This window comes from Aeromonas sp. 604282, from assembly GCF_049170575.1.
Taxonomy (GTDB): Bacteria; Pseudomonadota; Gammaproteobacteria; order Enterobacterales; family Aeromonadaceae; genus Aeromonas; species Aeromonas veronii_A.
Genome location: NZ_JAAKMV010000008.1, coordinates 45,214 through 67,156, shown reverse-complemented (window position 1 = coordinate 67,156; position 21,943 = coordinate 45,214). Strand labels below are relative to the sequence as shown.

Annotated in this window: 19 protein-coding genes; 11 read left to right on the top strand and 8 right to left on the bottom strand. The window is 61.3% G+C overall.

Features of this window, described 5'->3' with window-relative positions; all coding sequences use genetic code 11:
• Nucleotides 1-101: 101 nt before the first annotated feature.
• Nucleotides 102-1,529, bottom strand: a complete 1,428-nt coding sequence (hldE, locus tag G5367_RS11325; protein WP_335828531.1) for a bifunctional D-glycero-beta-D-manno-heptose-7-phosphate kinase/D-glycero-beta-D-manno-heptose 1-phosphate adenylyltransferase HldE — start codon at nt 1,527-1,529, stop codon at nt 102-104.
• Nucleotides 1,530-1,758: 229 nt separating this feature from the next.
• Here hldE and lpxL point away from each other — a divergent pair, with 229 nt between their 5' ends.
• The 7 genes from lpxL to G5367_RS11290 all read left to right on the top strand — a co-directional run bounded on the left by lpxL (nt 1,759) and on the right by G5367_RS11290 (nt 9,921).
• Complete coding sequence (lpxL, locus tag G5367_RS11320; RefSeq protein ID WP_421244412.1) at nt 1,759-2,682, top strand: LpxL/LpxP family Kdo(2)-lipid IV(A) lauroyl/palmitoleoyl acyltransferase; 924 nt, start codon at nt 1,759-1,761, stop codon at nt 2,680-2,682.
• A gap of 627 nt (nt 2,683-3,309) precedes the next feature.
• Nucleotides 3,310-5,232: a PTS mannitol transporter subunit IICBA gene (locus G5367_RS11315; RefSeq protein WP_421244413.1), complete on the top strand. Its 1,923-nt coding sequence runs from the start codon at nt 3,310-3,312 to the stop codon at nt 5,230-5,232.
• 37 nt (nt 5,233-5,269) lie between these two features.
• On the top strand, nt 5,270-6,415 hold the full coding sequence (locus tag G5367_RS11310) for a mannitol-1-phosphate 5-dehydrogenase (RefSeq protein ID WP_421244414.1): 1,146 nt from the start codon (nt 5,270-5,272) through the stop codon (nt 6,413-6,415).
• 122 nt (nt 6,416-6,537) lie between these two features.
• Nucleotides 6,538-7,059 (top strand): MltR family transcriptional regulator, encoded by a 522-nt coding sequence (locus tag G5367_RS11305; RefSeq protein WP_005354914.1) that lies wholly within the window; start codon nt 6,538-6,540, stop codon nt 7,057-7,059.
• A 190-nt stretch (nt 7,060-7,249) separates the two neighbouring features.
• Entirely contained in the window at nt 7,250-9,037 is a 1,788-nt protein-coding gene (locus G5367_RS11300; protein WP_421244415.1) for a cation:proton antiporter, read from the top strand.
• The gene (locus tag G5367_RS11295; protein WP_421244416.1) at nt 9,034-9,606 is read left to right on the top strand and encodes a DNA-J related domain-containing protein; all 573 of its coding nucleotides are present in this window, start codon (nt 9,034-9,036) and stop codon (nt 9,604-9,606) included. The genes G5367_RS11300 and G5367_RS11295 overlap by 4 nt, the downstream gene beginning before the upstream one ends.
• A gap of 66 nt (nt 9,607-9,672) precedes the next feature.
• The gene (locus G5367_RS11290; protein WP_421244417.1) at nt 9,673-9,921 is read left to right on the top strand and encodes a hypothetical protein; all 249 of its coding nucleotides are present in this window, start codon (nt 9,673-9,675) and stop codon (nt 9,919-9,921) included.
• 160 nt (nt 9,922-10,081) lie between these two features.
• On the opposite strand, the gene dmeF is transcribed toward G5367_RS11290, so the two are convergent.
• Nucleotides 10,082-11,041: a CDF family Co(II)/Ni(II) efflux transporter DmeF gene (dmeF, locus tag G5367_RS11285; protein WP_421244418.1), complete on the bottom strand. Its 960-nt coding sequence runs from the start codon at nt 11,039-11,041 to the stop codon at nt 10,082-10,084.
• Between the two features lie 71 nt (nt 11,042-11,112).
• Here dmeF and G5367_RS11280 point away from each other — a divergent pair, with 71 nt between their 5' ends.
• The 3 genes from G5367_RS11280 to G5367_RS11270 all read left to right on the top strand — a co-directional run bounded on the left by G5367_RS11280 (nt 11,113) and on the right by G5367_RS11270 (nt 13,754).
• A complete protein-coding gene (locus G5367_RS11280) occupies nt 11,113-11,388 on the top strand; it encodes a metal/formaldehyde-sensitive transcriptional repressor (RefSeq protein ID WP_216979544.1) in 276 nt (91 codons plus the stop codon).
• A gap of 170 nt (nt 11,389-11,558) precedes the next feature.
• The gene (locus G5367_RS11275; RefSeq protein WP_128815084.1) at nt 11,559-12,755 is read left to right on the top strand and encodes an aromatic amino acid transaminase; all 1,197 of its coding nucleotides are present in this window, start codon (nt 11,559-11,561) and stop codon (nt 12,753-12,755) included.
• Nucleotides 12,756-12,821: 66 nt separating this feature from the next.
• Nucleotides 12,822-13,754 (top strand): LysR family transcriptional regulator, encoded by a 933-nt coding sequence (locus tag G5367_RS11270; RefSeq protein WP_421244420.1) that lies wholly within the window; start codon nt 12,822-12,824, stop codon nt 13,752-13,754.
• 63 nt (nt 13,755-13,817) lie between these two features.
• On the opposite strand, the gene G5367_RS11265 is transcribed toward G5367_RS11270, so the two are convergent.
• From G5367_RS11265 to G5367_RS11240, 6 genes are all read right to left on the bottom strand, one after another.
• Nucleotides 13,818-14,141 carry a DUF1820 family protein gene (locus tag G5367_RS11265; protein ID WP_005343086.1) on the bottom strand — a complete coding sequence of 108 codons (324 nt, stop codon included), beginning with the start codon at nt 14,139-14,141 and terminating at the stop codon, nt 13,818-13,820.
• A 123-nt stretch (nt 14,142-14,264) separates the two neighbouring features.
• Entirely contained in the window at nt 14,265-15,164 is a 900-nt protein-coding gene (locus G5367_RS11260; RefSeq protein ID WP_421244421.1) for a YjjW family glycine radical enzyme activase, read from the bottom strand.
• A 10-nt stretch (nt 15,165-15,174) separates the two neighbouring features.
• Nucleotides 15,175-16,701, bottom strand: coding sequence for a YjjI family glycine radical enzyme (locus tag G5367_RS11255; RefSeq protein ID WP_421244422.1), 1,527 nt, complete (start codon nt 16,699-16,701; stop codon nt 15,175-15,177).
• Between the two features lie 122 nt (nt 16,702-16,823).
• Complete coding sequence (locus tag G5367_RS11250; RefSeq protein ID WP_337073647.1) at nt 16,824-17,159, bottom strand: AzlD domain-containing protein; 336 nt, start codon at nt 17,157-17,159, stop codon at nt 16,824-16,826.
• Nucleotide 17,160: 1 nt separating this feature from the next.
• The gene (locus G5367_RS11245) at nt 17,161-17,868 is read right to left on the bottom strand and encodes an AzlC family ABC transporter permease (protein WP_236767718.1); all 708 of its coding nucleotides are present in this window, start codon (nt 17,866-17,868) and stop codon (nt 17,161-17,163) included.
• 120 nt (nt 17,869-17,988) lie between these two features.
• Nucleotides 17,989-18,468, bottom strand: coding sequence for a L,D-transpeptidase family protein (locus tag G5367_RS11240; protein ID WP_005340284.1), 480 nt, complete (start codon nt 18,466-18,468; stop codon nt 17,989-17,991).
• A 282-nt stretch (nt 18,469-18,750) separates the two neighbouring features.
• Here G5367_RS11240 and G5367_RS11235 point away from each other — a divergent pair, with 282 nt between their 5' ends.
• Nucleotides 18,751-21,933 carry a S41 family peptidase gene (locus tag G5367_RS11235; protein WP_337073649.1) on the top strand — a complete coding sequence of 1,061 codons (3,183 nt, stop codon included), beginning with the start codon at nt 18,751-18,753 and terminating at the stop codon, nt 21,931-21,933.
• Nucleotides 21,934-21,943 lie beyond the last annotated feature (10 nt).

Here is a 21,943-nt window from a genome sequence, read left to right as displayed (position 1 = left end):
ACCGCAAGGTCGCCTTTTTGTTATCCGGATTCTTGTCGGCGGCTCTCTCTGTTTATCGCGCCGTCTGTCGGCCCCACCATCCAGTGGGGCAAACACTATCGTTAGCCGCGCTCGCGGATCGTCTTGATGATGTCGGTGGTGGAGCAGCCATCCTCGAAGTTGAGAACGCGCACCTCGCCGCCATTGGCAGTCACCTCGGCGTAACCTGCAATCTCTTCCGGCTTGTAGTCACCGCCCTTGACCAAGAGGTCTGGCAGGATCTCGGCAATCAGGCGCTGTGGGGTATCTTCACCAAACGGCACAACCCAATCCACCGCGCCAAGCGCAGCCAGCACCGCCATGCGGCGCTCGGTCGGGTTGACCGGACGACCCGGCCCTTTCAGACGGCGAACCGACTCGTCGGTGTTGACCGCCACGATCAGGCGATCCCCCAGCTTGCCCGCGTTGGCCAGATAGGAGACATGGCCGGCGTGCAGGATGTCGAAACAGCCGTTGGTCATCACCACTTTCTCGCCGCGCAGACGGGCGGCACGAACCGCCACTTTCAGCTGAGCTTCGGACATAACGCCAAAGCCGGTCTCCTGCTCGGTATAGAGAGCATTGGCCAGCTCGACCGGACTCACGGTAGAGGTACCCAGCTTGCCGACCACGATACCGGCAGCGGTATTGGCCAGCGCACAGGCTTCGTCCAGGCTCTTGCCTGCCGCCAGCGAAGTGGCCAGGGTGGAGATCACGGTATCACCGGCACCGGTCACATCGTAAACCTCGTGGGCCTGAGCCGGCAGATGCAACTCCGGCTGACCTTCGCGGATCAGGGTCATGCCGTTCTCGGAACGGGTGACCAGCAGGGCATCCAGCTCGAAGCGCTTGACCAGATCCAGTCCCTTGGCGACCAGCTCCTCTTCACTCTTCACCTTGCCTACCACGGCCTCGAATTCGGACATGTTGGGGGTCAGCAGGGTGGCACCGCGGTACTTCTCGAAGTCGGTCCCCTTGGGGTCGACCAACACCGGAATACCGGCGGCACGGGCACGCTTGATCATGCCGGGCACGTCGTTGAGAGCACCCTTGCCGTAGTCGGAGAGGATCATCACGTCGCTATTCGGCAGCGCCTGCTCGACCTTGGTCATAAGCAGGGTGGCATCGACGGAGTGGAAGGGCTCTTCAAAGTCCAGACGCAGCAGTTGCTGGTTGCGGGACAGCACCCGCAGCTTGGTGATGGTCGGGAAGTCGGCCAGACGAACGAAGTCACAGGCCACCTTGACGCCAGCCATCTGGCCAGCCAGCGCATCGGCAGCTTCATCCTGACCGGTCAGGCCAAGCAGCACGGCGTGGGCGCCCAGCGCAGCGGAGTTGAGGGCCACGTTGGCCGCGCCACCGGGACGCTCCTCAATGTGTTCAACCTTGACCACGGGCACCGGCGCCTCGGGGGAGATCCGGCCGGTAGGGCCATGCCAGTAACGGTCCAACATGACATCGCCAACGACCAGAACGCGGGCTTTTTCAAACTCGGGCAGGGTGATCTTCATCTGTATCGACTCTCAAAACCTGAAAAATCAGTCGCCGATTTTATCACACTCTTTTATTTGAGGGAGAAAAAGCAAACCTGCGGTTTCCATTTAAAGGAAACCGATAGTTAGGATTCCCGTAACACCAGTGAACCACAATTAGCCCCTCTGACCAGCACACTGCCATTCGCCCCCGCCCCCCCTTTTCGGCTAGAATCCCCCGATTGTGTTTGCGAACAAGAGATTAGCCATGGCCCACGACAACGCTCCCCGCCTCGAGCCCCGCATGTTTCATCCCCGTTACTGGGCCAGCTGGTTCGGCCTCGGCCTGCTCTGGCTGCTGACCCTGCTGCCGTGGCGCAGCCAGATGTGGCTGGGCCGTCAGCTCGGTCGTCTCGCCGCCAGGATATTGAAGTCCCGGGTCAAGATCGCCCGTCGCAATCTGGAGCTGGCGATGCCCGAGCTGACCCGGGATGAGCGGGAGAAACTGCTTAAGGCAAACTTCGAGAGCGTGGGCTGCGCCGTGTTCGAGGTGGGGATCGCCTGGTTCTGGCCAGACTGGCGGATGCGCAACCTGATGAAGGTGGAAGGGGAAGAGCATGTCATCGCTGCCATGGAAAAAGGTCAGGGCATGCTGCTGCTCTCCTGCCACTTCCTAACGCTGGAACTCAACGCCCGCTGTTTCGGGCTGGTGCGCCCCGGGGTCGGCGTCTATCGCCCCAACACCAACCCGGTGCTGGAGTATGCCCAGTACCACGGTCGCTGCGCCTCCAACAAATATCTGGTGGACCGGATGGATGTGAAGGGGATGATCAAGGCGCTGCGCAACGGCGACGCCCTCTGGTATGCACCGGATCACGACTACGGCAGCCACGCCAGCGTGTTCGTGCCCTACTTCGCGGTAGAGCAGGCGGCCACCATCACCGGCACCGCCACCCTGGCTCGGGTTAAAAACACCGTAACCCTGCCCTGCTACAACATCCGTACCAGCGAGGGTTACACCCTGCATATCGGGGCGCCGCTCGCCGACTACCCGAGCGGAGATGACATGGTCGATGCCGCCCGCGCCAACCGTGAGATTGAAGCCGCCGTGCGCAAGGCGCCGGAGCAGTACATGTGGCTCCATCGCCGCTTCAAGACCCGCCCCTCCCCCGAGGATGCCGGTTTCTACTAAACCGCAGCCACCGACATGGGATAGCTCGTAAAAACCGACAAACCGCCTGTTGGCGGTTTGTTTTTATCTGCAGTCTGGCCTGCGCGGCAAACAAGCGTCCCGAACATCTGCCGCGCAATCACATCCTGCATGTTGGCGCCCATTCCCACCAGCCAGCAGCAAAAGAGAGCTCATCACCAACCGTAAAAACTGAAAGCGGGTTACAAATTTATTGATTCATTGATAAGCAATGGAGTGTTTCGATAGATCCATCGTCACCACCCGCTGATGAGTGACTGAGTAATTTGTCCCATTCGAATACAAAAATATAATTTGTGACGCTAATCACCATTCCACAAGAGAGCCACAAAGTAACTTTAGTGATTTAAATCACAAAAAATGACCATGCAAAACAGAAAAGATCGAAATGTAGCCGAATTACAGCTCTCGAATGTGATCAGGGTCACTGGTTATGGAGGGGGTATCGCTGGGTATCTGAGAGCTGGATCACAAGACACCCCGTTTTCAGCCTAATTTGATATCAAGCTGGTAGATTGAAGTTGCTTAGACGACCGGGATGGAGGTTCGGCAAAACCGGCCATCCCGACTACCACTTTTAATCAAACAGGCTTAAAACGGGGTCCCGACATGTTATCACCGGATACCAAAGTCAAGATACAGAATTTTGGACGCTTCCTGTCCAATATGGTCATGCCCAACATAGGCGCCTTTATCGCCTGGGGCTTTATCACCGCCCTCTTCATCCCCACCGGCTGGCTACCCAATGAAACCTTGGCCAAGCTGGTCGGCCCCATGATCACCTACCTGCTGCCGCTGCTGATCGGCTACACCGGCGGCAAGCTGATGGGCGGTGAGCGCGGCGGCGTGGTTGGTGCCATCACCACCATGGGTGTCATCGTGGGCACCGATATCCCCATGTTCATGGGCGCCATGATGGTCGGCCCGCTCGGTGGCTGGGCCATCAAGCGCTTCGACAAGGCGATGGACGGTCGCGTCAAGAGCGGCTTCGAGATGCTGGTCAACAACTTCTCCGCCGGCCTTATCGGCATGCTGCTGGCCATCCTCGCCTTCTTCGTGATTGGCCCCTTCGTCAAGGTGCTCTCCGGCCTGCTGGCCGGTGGCGTCGGCTTCCTGGTGGAAAACCACATGCTGCCGCTCACCTCCATCTTCGTCGAACCGGCCAAGATCCTGTTCCTCAACAACGCCATCAACCACGGCATCTTCTCGCCGCTGGGGATCCAGCAGGCGACCGAGCACGGCAGCTCTATCTTCTTCCTGATTGAAGCGAACCCGGGCCCGGGCATGGGCGTGCTGCTGGCCTACATGGTTTTCGGCCGCGGCGCCGCCAAGCAGTCCGCTGCAGGTGCCTCCATCATTCACTTCTTCGGCGGCATCCACGAGATCTACTTCCCGTATGTGCTGATGAACCCGCGCCTCATTCTGGCGGTGATCGCCGGCGGCATGACCGGGGTCTTTACCCTGACCCTGTTCAATGCAGGTCTGGTCTCCCCTGCCTCACCGGGTTCCATCTTCGCAGTGTTGTTGATGACGCCGAAAGCTTCCCTGATCGGGGTCGCCCTCTCCATCATCAGCGCCGCTCTGGTCTCCTTCCTGGTCGCCGCCTTGTTCGTTCGCGCCCAGCAGCCGGAAGCGGACGAGGCCGATGCCCTCGGTGAAGCCACTCGCAAGATGAAAGCCATGAAGGGAGGCAAACCCGAAACCGCAGCGGCCAAGAAGCCGGGTGGCGAACTGATGGCGGTACGCAATATCGTGGTCGCCTGCGATGCGGGCATGGGCTCCAGCGCCATGGGCGCCGGCATGCTGCGCAAGCGGGTGCAGGCCGCAGGGCTCGATATCAGCGTCACCAACCGCGCCATCGATCAGCTCGACGATCAGGTGGACTGGGTCATCACCCACAAGGATCTGACCGAGCGGGCCCGTCGCCATGCGCCGAACGCTCACCATATCTCGCTCACCAACTTCCTCGACAACGGCCTCTATCAGGAGCTGGTACAGAGCCTGAGCCGCGCCGCCAACGATGACGTCGCCAACCCGCAACTGCTGGTGGCCGCCAACGACGACAGCTATGAGCCGCAAGCTGCCGAAGTCTTTACCCTGAGCCGTCATGACGTGCATCTGGGACTGAAAGCGGACAACAAGGAGGCCGCCATCCTGACCGCAGGCCGACTGCTGGCCGAGCGCGGCTACGTGGCTCCCGACTACGTCAACGCCATGCTGGAGCGCGAACAGCTGGTCTCCACCTACCTCGGCGAGTCCATCGCCGTGCCCCACGGCACCATCGCCGCCAAGGAGTTTGTGAAGCGGGCCGGCATCGTCATCTGCCAGTACCCGGCCGGGGTTGCCTTTGGCGAGGCTGCCGATGAGGTAGCACGGCTGGTGATCGGTATCGCCGCCCGCAACGACGAACACATGCAGGTGATAACCCGCCTGACCAATGCACTGGATGAACCCGGTCTCATCGACCGGCTGGCCAGCACCACGGATCCCCAGGCCTTCCTGGATCTGCTGGGTGCCGAACAGGCTGCGTAATCATCTTTCATCGTCTTTGGTTCAAGAGGTTAATATCATGAAAACATTGCATTTTGGTGCTGGTAACATCGGTCGCGGCTTTATCGGAAAAGTGCTGGCGGATGCCAGCCATCAGGTCACCTTCGCCGACGTCAACGACACCCTGATCGACCAACTCAACCACCGCCAGGAGTACAAGGTCCATGTGGTGGGAGCGGATCAGAAGCTGGACGTGGTGCGCAACGTGGCGGCGGTGAGTTCCGCCGGTCACGAGGTGATCGCCCGCATCATCACCGCCGATCTGGTCACCACGGCAGTGGGCCCCAACATTCTGGACAAGATTGCCAGCACTCTGGCCAAGGGGCTGCAAGCTCGCTTCGATGCCGGCAACTTGACTCCGCTCAACGTCATCGCCTGTGAAAACATGGTGCGCGGCACTAGCCACCTCAAGCGGGAGGTACTCAAGTACCTGCCGGTCGCGTATCATGCCACGCTCGAATCCTGTATCGGCTTCGTCGACTCGGCGGTGGATCGCATCGTGCCGCCCGCCGCGGCTGCCAACGATGATCCGCTGGAAGTGACGGTCGAGAGCTTCAGCGAGTGGATCGTCGACCAGACCCAGTTCAAGGGGGAGCTGCCACAGGTGGCGGGCATGGAGCCCACCGACAACCTGATGGCCTTCGTCGAGCGCAAGCTGTTCACCCTCAACACCGGCCACATCGTCACCGCCTACCTCGGCAAACTGCGGGGCTACCACACAGTGCGCGAGGCGATCGAGGATCCGGTGATCCGCAGCAAGGTACGCCGCGCCATGGAGGAGAGCGGTGCCGTGCTGGTAAAACGCTACGGCTTCGACCCGCGCCTGCACGCCGCCTATATCGAGAAGATCCTGGCCCGCTTCGCCAACCCCTATCTGGTGGACGAGATTGACCGGGTCGGCCGTCAGCCACTGCGCAAGCTGGCGGCGGGGGATCGACTGGTGAAACCGCTGCTCGGCACCCTGGAGTACGGCCTGCCCAACGAGCAGTTGCAGGAGGGGATCGCCGCGGCGCTCCACTATCGCAATGCCGATGATCCGCAGGCGGTCGAGCTGCAACAGCTGCTGGCGGAGCTTGGCCCGGCCAAAGCGTTGGCCCGCGTCACCGGACTTGATGCAGAGAGCGAAATCGTCCGCACCATAGTGGCTCGTTACGAGACCTTGTAATACCCTGCTGGCGGCGCATGAACGGATGCTCCAATTGATTGAATCGCAAGGAAATGCGCCCCATATGATAAAAACCGGGAGAGAGGCTGACTCTCTCCCTGTCAGCTGGACCCAATGCACCTATGACCACACACCAGGAAGATGAAGTACTGGAACGACTGAATGAGCAGGATGGCCCTCGCGGCTTCTTTCTCGAAGCCGTGACCATCCTGGAAGAAGCGGTCGACTCCCTGATGCGACGCGCCTTTCGTCAGGAGGAGTATGCCGTCAAATACGCCATCGAACCCCTGCTCAACCAGAGCGGCCCCCTCGGCCAGCTGGAGGTGCGCCTCAAGCTCATCTTCGCCCTCGGCCTCATCTCCCTTGAGCGCTATCAGGATCTGGAAGCCTATCTCAAGATCCGCGACTTTCTGGTGCGCGACCCCAAGGATTACCGCTTCAGCGACAAGCCGATCCGCGATCTGCTCGACCGCCTGCACGGGGTCAATCAGGGCGGCATGATGAAGCTGGAGCCCCCCGCCAGCGAAGAGGATTGGGCCTTCTACCAGATGCAGCTCAACCGGCTCGATCAGATGGTGCGCTCCGCACTGGTACTGGCGCTGGCCGACTGTGTCGGCGAACTCCACAAGGAGAGCCCCATCTAATCCAGCCCCGAGGCCACCCCATCACCACGGTTGGCGTCTGGCTGGCGCCCTGCACACCACCGCCAGCCACCATGACGCCGACTGTCGCACATCTCCCCATCCCGGCCATGATGCACGCTCCTTCAGGTGTCAATCTGACCAACTTAGCCACTACACTAGCTCCATACTCACTGCCTGAATCGAGGTCTGCATGATTGCCCTCTCTCTGGCCGGGATCGCCCTGGTCTCCGTGCTGGCCCAATGGCTTGCCTGGTCGCTGCGGGTACCCGCCATCCTGTTTCTGCTGCTCACCGGCCTGACTCTGGGCCCGGTCAGCGGCCTGCTCGACCCCGATGCCCTGCTCGGGGATCTGCTGTTTCCGCTGGTCTCCCTGTCGGTGGCCATCATCCTGTTCGAGGGGGCACTGACCCTTCATCTGGCCGAGCTCAAGGGGATCGGCAAGGTGGTGAGCAATCTCTGCTCCACCGGCATGCTGGTCAGTTTCGCCGTCATCGGCAGCGCCGGTTACTTCCTGCTGGGGCTGGACTGGCGGGTCGCCACCATGCTCGGCGCGGTACTGGTAGTAACGGGCCCGACGGTGATCGCCCCCATGCTCAACGTGATCCGCCCCACCCGGGAGGTGGACAGGATCCTGCGCTGGGAGGGGATCGTCATCGACCCCATCGGCGCCCTGTTTGCGGTGCTGGTGTTCGAGGCGGTACGCCTCGGCAGTCAGGGAGACCTCATCAGCCATACCCTGTTGGCGCTGGGCAAGACAGTGCTGGTCGGCTCCCTGATCGGGGGGACGGCTGGTTGGCTCACAACCCTGCTCATTCGCAAGGACTGGCTGCCGGTCAGTCTGCACAAGTTCGGCGTGCTGGCGCTGGTGCTGGTCACTTTCAGTCTCTCCAACTGGCTCAGCCACGAATCCGGTCTGCTGGCGGTGACCGTGTTCGGCATCTGGCTCGCCAATCAGGAGGGGCTGGATCTCGAGGAGGTGCTGGCATTCAAAGAAGACCTCGCTGTCATCCTTATCTCCAGCCTGTTTATCCTGCTGGCGGCGCGCCTCGATCTGGCCCAGCTCTGGCAGCTCGGCCCCATGGTGCTGGCGCTGCTCTGCGTGGTGCAATTCGTAGCGCGTCCGCTCTGTATTCTGGTCTCGACCTGGGGCTCGGATCTCTCCTGGCGGGCTCGCGCCCTGCTGAGCTGGATCGCCCCGCGCGGTATCGTTGCGGCGGCGGTCAGCGCCTCGTTCGCCATCAGTCTGCATCAGGCAGAGATCCCCGATGCCGACAAGCTGGTGCCACTGGTATTTGCGGTGATCATCTCCACCGTGGTGCTGCAGAGTCTCACTTCGGCACCGCTGGCCAGCCTGCTCAAGATGCGCCAGAGCGCCCCCAACACCTGGCTCATCATAGGGGCCAACTCGGTGGCGCGGGCCATAGGCCGGGCACTGGCGGATCAGGGGGTGCCGGTACAGCTCTGCGATCCCGCCTGGGAGTTCTGCAAACAGGCGCGGATGAGCAACCTCCCCTGCTATTTCGGCAACCCCCAGTCGGAACATGCCGAGCTGCACCTGCCGCTTACCAGCATCAGTACCGTGCTGGCACTCTCCCCCAACCGCCACAACAACGCCCTCGGGGTGCTGCACTTTGCCCACCTCTACGGCGAGGAGCAGGTCTACTCCCTGCGATCCAGCGAGCAGCACGGCAAGGCCAACCGGGAGAGCGCCACCTTTCGCGCTCGCCAGAACCTGTTCGGCCCCGACATCAACTATGCCAGGCTGAGCGGCTTGCTGAGCCGGGGTGGCCAGATCAAGGCGACCCGCCTGAGCGAGGCGTTCGACTGGGCCCACTATCAGACCGCCAATCCCGGCGCCATCCCGCTGTTCATCATGGATGGCAAGGGCAAGCCCCAGATCGTCACCGGCCCCGTCACCCCGCAGGCGGGTGAGCTGCTGATCGCCCTGCAACCGCCTAGGGATCAGGGCTCCGAATGAGCGAAGCCAACCACAATCCGCTGATCGCCCCTCTGCTGGTGCTATTGCAACAGGCGGCGGGCAGCTACAAGGTGCATGAGCTGATGGCTGCTCTGCGCCAGCAGGGGGCAATTCCACAGCTTGCCGACGACGAGCAACTGCAGCTGTTTCGGGTCAACTTCCTGATCATGAACGCCCTCTACCAGTTGCAGGCCGAGCTGTGGGAAGAGGGATGGTGGCTGGTGATCAGCACCCTGGATATCCGGCTAGAACCGCTGGCCGGGAATCAGGAGGCCAACCACGGCCTTGCTCTTGGCGAAAATCTGCGCGGCTACTATCTCGACTGGCAGGTGTTCTGGCAGACCGACCATGCCGAAGTGGAGGCCCTGCTCAACCGCTTCTGGCGCGCTTACGACGGTGAGGGGCACAAAGCTGAGGCGTTGGCCCTGTTCGAGTTGAATGAGGGGGCGAGTCAGGAGACGATCCGCCGCCGCTGGCGAGAGCTGGCACTGCAGCACCATCCGGATCGGGGCGGCAATGTCGAGACCTTTATCCGCATCCGCTGGGCCTGGGAGGCCCTGCGGGGATGATCCGGTTGCCGTCCGCACAAAGAGAGGCATAGACTGGAGCTGAATCCCCCTTCACAGGAGAGCATCATGACAGTCAGTGAACTTCGCAAGCTCTATCAACAACAGATCCTGCAAGAGGCCGAAATACTCCACGACGTGGCCATCCCCGGCTGGATCATCGAATTCAGAGGCAATAATGGCGCTCTCTACGAGCTGACCGACACCCTCGGCTGCCCGGTCAGTTTCGATACGGTCGAACAGGCCCGCGATCATGTGCATCTGGTAGCTGACTGCCCGATGCAGGTAGAACACCTCTATCGCTTCTTCGAACGTTAACTCAAACCGTCACATCTCACCCTTGGCTCCAGTGAGGCTTGTACCAGGCATATAGTCAGCACTTGCCTGCCACAGGCCTCCCCAGAAACAACCGCTTCGATTTGCTCGTGTTGCAGAGTGCAAGTTGCACGCTATCTGGCATAGACAGCTATAAGTCTGGCTATGGAGTGGCTATCTCTATGGTTACATGGACCAGCTCTTCATGTATCGCCAACCGCGCGCGGATCTCGCTGGCGGAGACAGGCGCCGCCATCAGCAGGGAGAGCACGCAGGCATACTGTTGCTGTCCCACCCGCCAGACGTGCAGATCGCGGATCTCGGCATCCGGCAGGTCGGCAATCACCTCACGGATCTCACCCACCAACGGGGTATCCATCTCGGCATCCAGTAACACCCGACCGGAGTCACGCAACAGACCCCAGGCCCACACAGCCACCAGTACGGCCCCCACTATGCCCATCAGGGGATCCAGCCAGTCGGCCCCCCACAGCATGCCCCCCACCAGTGCCAGGATCGCCAGTACGGAAGTGGCCGCATCCGCCAGCACGTGGATATAGGCGGCGCGCAGGTTGAGATCCTGATGGCCGTGGTGAGCGTCATGGTCATGATGATCGTGGTCGTGATGCTCATGATGGTGGTCATGCCCATGGCCGTGGTGATGATGGCTGTGATCATCCTTGAGCAACCAGGCACAGGCCAGGTTCACCAGCAGCCCCACCAGCGCGATGGCGATCGCCTGTTGATAGTGGATTGGGCTGGGATCCAGTAACCGGAACACCGACTCGAACAGCATCAGACCGGCCACCCCCACCAGCAGGAGAGCACTGGTGAAGCCACCCAGCACCTCGATCTTCCAGGTGCCGAAGCTGAATCTGTGGTCGCGGGCAAAGTGGCGGGCGGCGCGATAGGCCAGCACCGAGAGACCGAGCGCCAGCGCGTGGGAGCTCATATGCCAGCCGTCGGCCAGCAGCGCCATGGAGTTGTAAAACCAGCCGCCGCCGATCTCCACCACCATCATGATGACGGTCAGCAGCACGGCCCAACGGGTTTTCTGTTCAGCCAGCGGATTCCCTTCGTGGACGACGGGTTGGTGGCAGTGGGATGAGACAAGGGATGACATGGATTTCTCCTGAGGACGATAATGCAATATACTATACCCCAGTATAGTTTTATTGATCGAGGGGATCCTGCATGTCACACACCATTCACGGTAAAAAGAAGCTGCTGGCACGGGTACGTCGCATCAAGGGGCAGGCGGGCGCGCTGGAGCACGCACTTGAGCAGGAGAGCGACTGCGCCGCCATTTTGCAGCAGATCGCGGCCATTCGTGGTGCCGTCAACGGCCTGATGCTGGAGGTGCTGGAAGGGCACATGCGTGAGCACCTGGGCGCCGAAGAGGGGACCCCGGCCGAGCGGCTGGAAGATCTGGATCAAGTAGTGCGGGTATTGCGATCCTATCTGAAGTAAGACCGGTGAACGAGGCTGAGGGCAACCCCGCATCATCCCGTTTACGGCTGTGCGGCGTCTGCCCGCCAGCCCCCGTCCCTTTCGGGCTTGAGCCACCGCCAGCTTTGCGCCATGATGTCCAGCCCGGCTGACCGCCGGTTTTACTGGACAGTCAATTTCAAGGATCCCCCATGTTTGAACACGTCGATGCCTATGCTGGCGACCCCATCCTGACGCTAGTCGAGACCTTCCACAAAGACACCCGCGAGCAGAAGGTGAACCTGGGGATCGGCCTCTATTACGACGAGCAGGGGCGTATTCCGCTGCTGCCGTCGGTGCAGCAGGCAGAAGCCCAGCGCGCCGCCGCCCCGGCGCCGCGCCCCTACCAGCCGATGGAAGGCGCAGCCAACTACCGCACCGCAGTGCAACACCTGCTGTTTGGTGCCGACCATGAAGCGGTCAAGGCGGGTCGCATCGCCACCATCCAGACCATCGGCGGCTCGGGCGCCCTGAAGATCGGCGCAGATCTGCTCAAGCGCTACTTCCCGACCTCCGAGGTGTGGGTCAGCAATCCCACTTGGGACAACCACAAGGCGATGTTCGAGGGGGCCGGCATCAAGGTGCATGACTACCCCTACTACGATGCGGCCACTGGCGGCGTGCAGTTCGATGCGATGATCGACTGCCTGAGCAGCCTGCCGGCCAAGAGCATCGTGCTGCTGCACCCCTGCTGCCACAACCCGACCGGGGTGGATCTCTCCCGTGCCCAGTGGGATCGGGTGATCGCACTTGTGGTCGAGAAGAACCTGATCCCCTTTATGGACATCGCCTATCAGGGCTTCGGTGACGGGCTGGAAGAGGATGCCTATGCCATTCGCGCCATGGTGGCCGCCGGCGTCAGCTTCTTCGTCAGCAACTCGTTTTCCAAGAACCTCTCTTTCTACGGCGAGCGGTGCGGCGGCCTGTCGGTCATCTGCCAGGATGCCGAAGAAGCCAGCCGCGTACTGGGCCAGATGAAGGCCACCGTGCGCCGCAACTACTCCAGCCCTCCCACTCACGGTGGCCAGATCACCGCGGCTGTGATGAGCCAACCCGAGCTGCACGCCATGTGGGTCGATGAAGTGACCGAGATGCGCACCCGCATCAAGGCCATGCGCCAGAAGCTGTTCGAGGTGCTGAGCGCCAAGGTGCCGGGCCGCGATTTCAGCTACTTCATCAACCAGCGCGGCATGTTCAGCTACACCGGCTTCACGCCGGAGCAGGTTGACAGACTGCGCGAAGAGTTCGCCGTCTATCTGGTGCGCTCCGGCCGCATGTGCGTGGCGGGCCTCAACAGCCGCAACGTCGACTACGTGGCCGACGCCATGGCGGCTGTGCTCAAGGGCTAATCCGCACAAGCCCCGCTTCGGCGGGGCTTTTTTGTCTTGTCTCTTCCCTTCGCTTGTGGAGTACTTATGGATCTGATCGCTCTCTCTCGGCTGGGAGGTCGCCATCTGGTCACCCTGCATCTGCTGCTAGACAACCAGAGCGTCACCCGCACCGCCGAGCGGCTCTGCACCACGCCTTCTACCGTCAGCAAGACCCTCAACCAGCTGCGGGATCTGCTGGGGGATCAACTGCTCTATCGCCAGGGCAACCAGCTGCTGCTCACCCCCATGGCCGAGCGACTGGCTCCCACCCTGCATCGGCTGCTGGGGGAGCTGAACGGCCTCACCCGCCAGAACGCCTTCACCCCCCAGCAGTGGCAGGGCAGCTTGCGGCTCGGATTGCGCGAGAGTGTGATGACCTGGCCGGTGGGCCCCATTCTGGGTCAGCTGATGCAGGAGGTGCCGGGTATGGTGCCGGAGATCTGGAACAAGGATGAGCAGGGGCTGGAGGCGCTGGCAGCGGGCAAACTCGACTTTGTCATCCTGCCCCATGACCAGAGCCAGCCGTTACCGCGCCAGCCTGGGCTGGTGTGGGAGACCCTGCGGGAAGAAAAACTGGTCTGCCTGTTACGCAAAGATCATCCGGCGCTCGCCAAGCCCTGGGATCTCGATGCTTATCTGAGCTGGCGCCATATCGCCATCCGGGATCAGGAGCTGGCCAACCCCTTCTTCGAGCAGAGTCTGGCCCAGCAACAGGTGCGTCGCCAGATTGGCGCCACCCTGCCCGATTTTGCCAGCGCGGCGGCCCTGCTACCCCAGACCGATCTGATCCTCACCGCCATCGGTGGATGGGCGGCCTGCATGGCCAGTCAGCCGGATCTGGTGATGCGCCCGGCACCGTTCGATTACGGCAAGGTGAGTCACAGTCTGGTCTGGTATGGCCCGGCCGGTGATGGTTCGGCCCGCCACTGGTTCCGCCAGCGGATCCTGCAACTGGGTCGCGAGCTGGTCGAGCCCTGAGCCAGGTGACAGCGAGAAGAGATGGATGTTTCGCCACGGCGAAACATCCATGGCAATGAGGGATCAGGGACGTTTGGTATAAATGGGGCTGGGGAAAGAGGCGACATTGCTACCCAGATCAGTAATGCGGGCAGCCCCCTGCTTTTTCACCTGATCGATGCGCAACACCTGATGCATGGGGATAAGGGTGTGATGCACATCGGCAAATTCGCTCTTGAGCTTTTCATGGCTGGGATCGACGATAAGCGCCGTGTGATTGTCCCAGACAAAATCGGCGATCTCGATAAATCCAAACAGTTGGCCCTGATTCACCTCGCGCACATAAACCTCATAGCGCTCGTTGTGGCAAATAAACTGAACCCGATATAACGCCTTGCTTTCACTCATGATTTATCTGTCGTGGAGGGTGGACGGATGGGCAATATCATAACGAGCCACAAGGTCCCCTCCAATAGACAGAAGTCACAGTTGTTTGCTTTTACTGCACAACCAGGGAATCGATTCGCCCCTTCAGATCAAAGGGGGCAAGGTCACGGCCCCCACTCCAGCAGCACGTAACCGATTCGCCAGCCACTCCAGCTCGCTGCGGGTCGCGTCTGACCAGCGACTCGCCTCACCACGTACCCCATGATGACGAAAACCATTGATACGGATAGGTACTGGCCCCAGCCGCAGCAGGAAAGCGGCGAGCTCCGCGTCCAGCTCACCGCTCTTATCCAGAAAATCGCTCTTGCCCGGCACATGGAGCAGCCGCAGTTCGGTCAGCTTGCCGTGACGTGCCAGCAGTTGCAGAGACGCCAACACCCGCTCGCGACCATAGCCGGTCAGCGAATGATGCACCGTGTCACGCCACCCCTTGAGATCGAGCATGGCGCCATCGAGCACCGGCAATAGCCGCTGCCAACCGCTCTCGGCCAACGAGCCGTTGCTGTCGAGCAGGCAAGTGAGATGAGCCAGATCCGGCGCAGCCTTGATGGCGGCAAACAGCGCAACCACGAAGGGAAGCTGGGTGGTCGCCTCACCACCGGAGACGGTAATCCCGCTGAGCAAGGGGCTGTAGCGGCGCAGCAGGTCCAGCACCTCGGTCACCGTCATGGTGGCAATCTTCGGATTGGCGCTGCGCGGGCACGCATCGAGACAAGCATCGCAATCGGTGCAGAGCGCCGCCTGCCAGCGCACGCTGCATTTCCCGGGGCGGCCCTCAGTAAGGGTCAGCGCACCGCTCGGGCAGACAGCAATACAGTCACCGCAATCGTCGCACAGCCCTATGGTGTGCGGATTATGGCAGCCGGGGCAGCGAAAGTTGCAGCCCTGCAGAAACAGCACCAGCCGGTTGCCCGGCCCGTCAACACAAGAAAAGGGCAGCACCCTGCTCACCAGGGCGCTGCGTGTTGGCAAAACATCAGCCATCGGTGCGAACTCAATACTCGCAGATGGTCGATTCGTGGGCGACTACCCGCGGTGCTCGCTGACGAATGGCGGTCACTTCACTCGCCTCGGCCCCGAGACAGGTGGTCTGCAAGCGCGAGCCTTCTTCTGCGAAACGAGCCACATCGCTCTTGCGGATCATGTAGCCGGTCACCCGCACCAGATCGCTGTCGGCCACGTTGGCGGTGAACTCGCGCATACCGATGGCGAGCGCCCCTTTGCAGAGCTGCAACAGCGCCTGCGGGTTCTGGCGGATGGTGGGATCCAGGGTCAGGATCTCGCTGATCCCCGAGTGGTAATAGCTATGGTGCGGCGCCAGCGCCAACACATGGCTGGCGGGATCCGGCTCATGACCATAAGGGATGCGCACCCCGGGAGTCACAGCCACATCGATGCTGAGGCCACCCTGTGAGTGCAGCAGCGCGCGCCCCCCCCAGGCGTGGGTTTGCGGCGTCGCAGTGACATATTCCGAGAGCTGAGCCGAGATGCGATAGCCAAGCTGATTCGCCTCGTCGTCGTGTCCATAACGATCTGGCAGATTCTCTTTATCCATCAGGATATTCACCGCTTCCGCCATGCCGTAGATGCCGAACATGGGGACAAAGCGCTCCTCATCCAGCAGCCCCTCCTTGACCAGGAAGCAGTCGAAGAAACCGGACTCCTCGTGCAGGAAGGCGGCTCTCGCCTCGATCAGTTGCGAGGCCAGACGGCAGTAGTGGGGCAACAGGCAGCCGAGGAAATCATCTATACCCTGAGCCTGCTCGGCGACCCGCTTGAGGGAGATGCGCACCAGGGTATTGGCGCCACCCGCCTGCGGCAGGGCGTTGTAGCAGCTGACGATACCAAAACCACGCTGGTCGAAGGTATCGCGATGGATCGGGTAGTTGGCGATGTGCGGCTTGCTGCACTCGGCAATGTTCTTCACCGCCTGCAGCAGCAGATCGTCCGGGGTCTGCTCCGGATCGTGGAAAAAGGTGAGGTTTGGCGCCACCTGCTTGAGCTCGTTGTCGATGCGCAGGATCAGGCGGCAGATCCGGTTGTCATCGGGGCCGATGTTGACGTGCATGAAGGCGTCCGGCAGCACCCGGTCCAGATAGACCCAGAACCCCTTCAGCTTGCGATAGAGAGTCTCGTCATCCAGTTCGCCGACGAAGGGCAGCAGCAGGTGGTCGAGCCGCCCCAGCCAGACCGGCATGCCGGTGACCGAGGGGACATGGTGATAGAGGATGCGCAGGGCATCGAGCGCCTCGTCGAAATCCTGCGGCGCCGCCAGCTCCAGCCAGGGAGAGCCCTGAGTCAGGAATGTTTCATAGTCCGGCAGTACATAACGTGGCTTGTAGGGGGCGTGCCCTTCGAACATGTCGCAGATAAATCCCTGCGTCATCGCCTCGGCGACTGCAGCAGGCAGGTCGGGGTAGGGCAATGCATTCTCGGCAGCCAGTGCCAGTGCATGGCTCTTCTGGGCTGCGGAGAGATGGGGATCGCGCACAATGCGCTGACAGGTTTCGGTCAAAGACATGGGACACTCCTTCACGGACAGAGCCCATATCCTCACCATTTAAAGGCCTTTTTTGAAGTGACATTCATGACATGACGGATGTCGAATAATGACATCCATTACACAAGATCACGACTCGCGTTTCACCAAGGCAAGAGCTCTGCTATGCCTCCCAGCCAGCGCAGCAGGAAGAAGCCCCCCATTCCGCCCACCACCACAACCAGAGTCGGCAGCCGCAACAGGGTCAAGAGCATCACCCACAGGGTGGCGGCCAGGTAGTCAGGATCCCAGTCAAGACCTATCCCCGGCTCGTAGCTAAAGACGATGGGCAACCAGATGGCGGTCAGCACCGACTGGGCCGAGAAGCCGAGAAACGCCCCCATCTCGGAACCCGGCTGATATCGGGTCAACCGAGAAAAGAAGGCGAAGCGGTTGAAAAAGGTGATCAGGGCCAGCAGGCCAATCATCAGCCAACTCACGCTACCTCCTCATCCGGTGCAGCACATAGCCCACCACCATGCCAGCCAGAGCCGAGACGATGATGTGGATCTCCGCCAGCAGCGGCTTGGTAAGCAACGCTGTGCCGCCGCTCACCAGAGTGGCCGCCACCATGGGCAGGTTTTTCATGGCGGGAATTGTCATGGCGATGAAGGTGGCCGCGATGGCAAAATCCAGCCCCATGCTGTCCAGTCCATCGATGTACTGGCCGGCCGCGATACCGAGCAGGGTCGCCAGATTCCAGAACAGATAGAAGACGAATCCCGCGATGAGCGCGTAGGCCGGATCAAAGTGGCCGCTGCGCTCCCGGTCTTTCAGCGCCACAGCGAACATCTCATCGGTCAGGAAAAAAGCAAGGCAGGCACGCCAGCGCAGGGAGAGCGGCAATACGTCACGGCGGAAGGTGAAGCCGTATAGCAGATGCTGGGAAGTGATCACCATGGTGGAGCCCATAATGGGCAGCAGGGGCGTGCCCGCCCCGAACAGGGTCGTGGCCGAGAGCTGGGCGGCTCCGGCGTAGACCAGCAACGACATCAGCTGAGCCTGAAGCGGACTCAGCCCTGCCTGCAACGCCAAAGCGCCACACAGGATCCCCCAGGGGATCACCGAAATGGAGAGCGGGAGCATATCCAGTGTGGCACGCCACCAGAGCATCCCCGTTCGCTCGGGCACGCTCGTTACTGACATCATGTGATCTTCCTTGTCACAGCCAAAGCGAGCCGAAAAAACTAGCACGGGACAACAAGCGCTGTCACGTCATCACTGGCGGGAAATAAAACGCCCGCGGAGTCGCGGGCGTGCACAAGGGGATCAGGGCTCGATGACGATGGGCGTACCCGGGTCAATAGCGTCCCACACCTCATCCAGCTCGTGGTTGAGCATGGCGATGCAGCCGTTGGTCCAGTTGGAAGGCTGAACCCTGCGGTTGCCAATGCTGTTGCGCTGGCCGTGGATCATGATCATGCCACCCGGACGAACACCCAGCTCATTGGCACGCTTGATGTCATCCAGGTTCGGATAGTTGATATGGATGGCTTTGTAGTAGCCGGAATTGGTCTTCTTGTAGTCGAGGGTGTAGCGTCCTTCCGGAGTACGCTGATCCCCTTCCTGCTGCTTGTGCCCCTTGGGCGCCGGGCCCAGAGCAATCCAGTAGCGCTTCAGTTCTTTGCCATCCTTCATCAGGGTCAGGCTATAGGTCGACTTCTTGACCACCACCAAATCGGCTTTTTCGGTCAAGGCAAAACTCAATGCGGGCCAAAGCCCCAACAAACACAGTAATACGGCTCTCATTCCATCCCTCGACAAGCCTCTGGTGCGGGCTTTTCTTGTTACCAGATCATCTGAACGATGCCCGCCGAGCGGCGAGCGAGCGCCATGATATTGGATCGCCATCAATACTCAATAGACCCAATGAAACATATCTTGGCGGTGAGAGGTGAATGGCCCATGAACGGTCTTCGCTGATATGGCCAATTGATAATAAAAACAAAAAGATAGCTTACATTTTCTGGCTGGCCATGAGACCTCTGATCGGTAAATATGTAGCATTTGAACCTGATTCAGGATGACATCATGTCTCTGTACTTCTTGCCGAACTCTTTGCTGCCCCGTCTGCTGCTGGCCAGCGTCCTGCTCTGGTTGACCGGCACAGCCGGAGCCGAAGAGCCGCGCTGGCTACGCGAACCAGCCCTCTCTCCCGATGGCACTCGGCTCGCCTTTACCTGGCAGGGGCGAATTTTTATAGCCAGTGCCGAGGGGGGGCCCGCCACAGCGCTCACCGGCAGCGGCTACCTGAGCCAGCGCCCCGTCTGGTCGCCCGATGGCAAACAACTCGCCTTTGCCGCCAATCTCTATGGCAACGAAGATGTGTTCGTGGTGCCCGCCAGCGGCGGCGAGATGGTGCGCCTCACCCGCGATTCGCGCACCGATCTGCCGCAAGCCTTCAGCGCCGATGGCAAACGGCTGTTGCTGAGCAGCCAGCGCCCAGGCTCGGCTACAGCCGATCACTTCATCGCGGAAGGGGTTCAGTGGGGCGAGCTCTACTGGACGCCGGTTAGTGGCGGAATGCTGCAAGCTGACTTGCCGCTACCTGCCACTCTGGCGCGTCCGCACGGTGCCAGATTGGCTTATCAGATGCCAGCCATGGATCAACCGTTTCGCAAACACCAGCGTTCATTTGCCGTCTCCCGCCTCTGGCTGTTTGATGGCAAGCAGCATAAGCAACTGACCGAAGATCGGATTGCGGCCACCGATCCGGTCTGGAGCGACAAGGGGGATGCTCTCTTTTACCTGAGTGAGCGCAGCGGAGATTTCAACGTCTGGCGCCGGGATCTCGCCAGCGGTACAGAGCTGCAGCTCACCCACTATCAGGGTCACCCGGTCAGGGGGTTGAGTGCCTCGACCAAGGGGGATCTGGTCTGGTCGTGGCAAGGGGAGATCTATCGCCTCGACGAGGGCAGCAATACTCCACGCAAACTGCTTATTCAGCCGCAGATAGCCATCGAACCCGATCAACTCGGCGTATCGTCCGGGATGGCCGATGACATGGTGGTCAGCGAAGAGGGAGACGAGCTGATCCTGACCAGCGAAGGCAACCTCTACGCCGTCAACCCTGGCCGGGAGCGGGTGCGCCAGCTCACCCATTCCCCAAGCGAACAGTCCAGTCCGCTCTATGCAGAGCAAGGTGGCTCCCTCATTTACCTCTCGGAGCAGCAGGGACACGCAGCGCTCTACCGGCTGAGCAAGGAGGATCCCGAGCGGCTGTTCAGCGCACCGGGTACCCTGACCGAAAGCCTGCTGCTGGCCATTCCCGGCAAGGGGATCAGCCGTCCTGTGCTCTCCCCGGACGGCAAACAGCTCGCCTTTGTGGTGGATGGTCAGGCCATCCATCTGCTGGATCTGGCGAGCAACCAGCAGCGGGAGCTGGTCCCTGCCAGCTTCAATCCGTCACGCCACGAGGTCTCTCTCGCTTTTGCCCCCGACTCCCGCCATCTGGCGCTCACCTTCCGCCCCGACTCGGCTCAGCAGGAGATCGCCGTCATCGATACCGCCAGCCCCGGCGCGGTACCGGTCAATGTCAGCCTCAACGGCTATCAGGATAGCTCTCCCGTCTGGAGCCAGGATGGCGCTATCCTCTACTGGCAATCGACCCGATATGGTGTGCTGGGGGCCGATGGCGAACCGCTCGGTAACAATCTGCTCGGCCTATACAGCAGTCGCGCCGCCAAGGCCGACTTTCTGGCCGAGCGGGAGGCTCCCAAAGGTGGCTACGGCTTCGAGAGTGAACGACTGGGCCATCGCGAGGCGCTGCAGCTACTGCCCACCGGGGTACTGCTGACCAGTCGCATCGTTGATGACCAGCTTATCTATCTGGTCGAAGAGGCTGGCGACGGTGATCAGAGCGAGATCAAAGGTTATGCCCGGGATCTGCGCAAAGGTGATACCCGGGTGCTGTTTGCCGAACAGCCAGGCCCGGTACTGGCCAGCCTCAACCGGCAAGCCACCCTCGCCACCCTGGTTCGGGAGGGGGAGATCACCCGCATCGACCTCAACTCAGGCGAGATCCACAGCGCCCCCTTTGCCCTGCAAAACCAGCTGCATTGGCGAGCTCGTATGGCCGCCGCCTTCGATCAGATCACCCGGCTCACCCGGGACGAATTCTATCGGGACGATATGAACGGGGTGGATTGGGACGGCTATGTCGCCGCCTACCGCCGCCAGTTGTCGGGCATCGGCAATCCCCGCGACTTTGGCAACCTGCTCGCAGAACTGGCTGGCGAGCTCAATGTCTCCCACACCTGGGGCAGCGGCCCGGCTCCCTTCCCGCGCATGGCGGACGAAACCGCCAGCCTGGGGGGGTACTGGCAGGATGACGAGCAGGGGGTGACCCTCACCGCCCTGCTGGCGGGCGGCCCGCTGGACCAGGAGAGCGACATTGTTCCGGGCTCCCGTCTGCTCGCCATCAACGGCCTCCCGATTGCCAATCTGAGCGATCTGGATCAGGCCCTCAACCAGCAGGCCGGCAACCGGCTGGTACTTACCGTTCAGCCACCGCAGGGCAAGGCAGCGAGCGAGCTGGAGGTGACCGCCATCGATCTGCAGCAGGAGTATCGGTTACAGCTCGACAACTGGGTCAGCAAGCGCCAGGAGCTGGTGGCCACCCTGAGCCAGGGCCGCGTTGGCTACGCCTACCTGCCGGAGATGAGCAGCGCAGCCTATGAAGAGCTGGTGGCACAGGCCCTTGGCCGGCTACGTGACTGCGAGGCCTTGATCGTCGATGTGCGCTTCAACAAGGGGGGCTACCTGGCCAACACCCTGGTGGAGTTTCTGACCGGCAGCGGCAGCACCAAGGGAATGGCCAGCAGTTGGCCACGTCAGGGTAAGGGTGAAACTGATGCCGCCACCCGCCAGTGGACCAAGCCCTCGGTGGTGCTAGTCAATGCAGGCAGCTACTCGGAGGGTTCCGCCTTCCCCGAGTACTACCGCACCCTCAAGGTCGGCCCCATCGTCGGCGACCCTGTACCCGGCACCGGTACCATGGTCTACGCCCACGACTCCAGACTATTTCCGGGGCTCGCCTACGGCATTCCGACACTGGGGCTGCGCAAGCCGGACGGCACCTTCTACGAAAATCAGGAGCTGATCCCGGACCTGCAGGTGCCCCTCACCCCCGCTGACATGGTGGCCGGACGCGACCCGCAGCTGGAGGCGGCGGTACAAGCCGCCCTCAAGCAACTGCCTGCGAGCGCCAAGTAACAGCACCCAT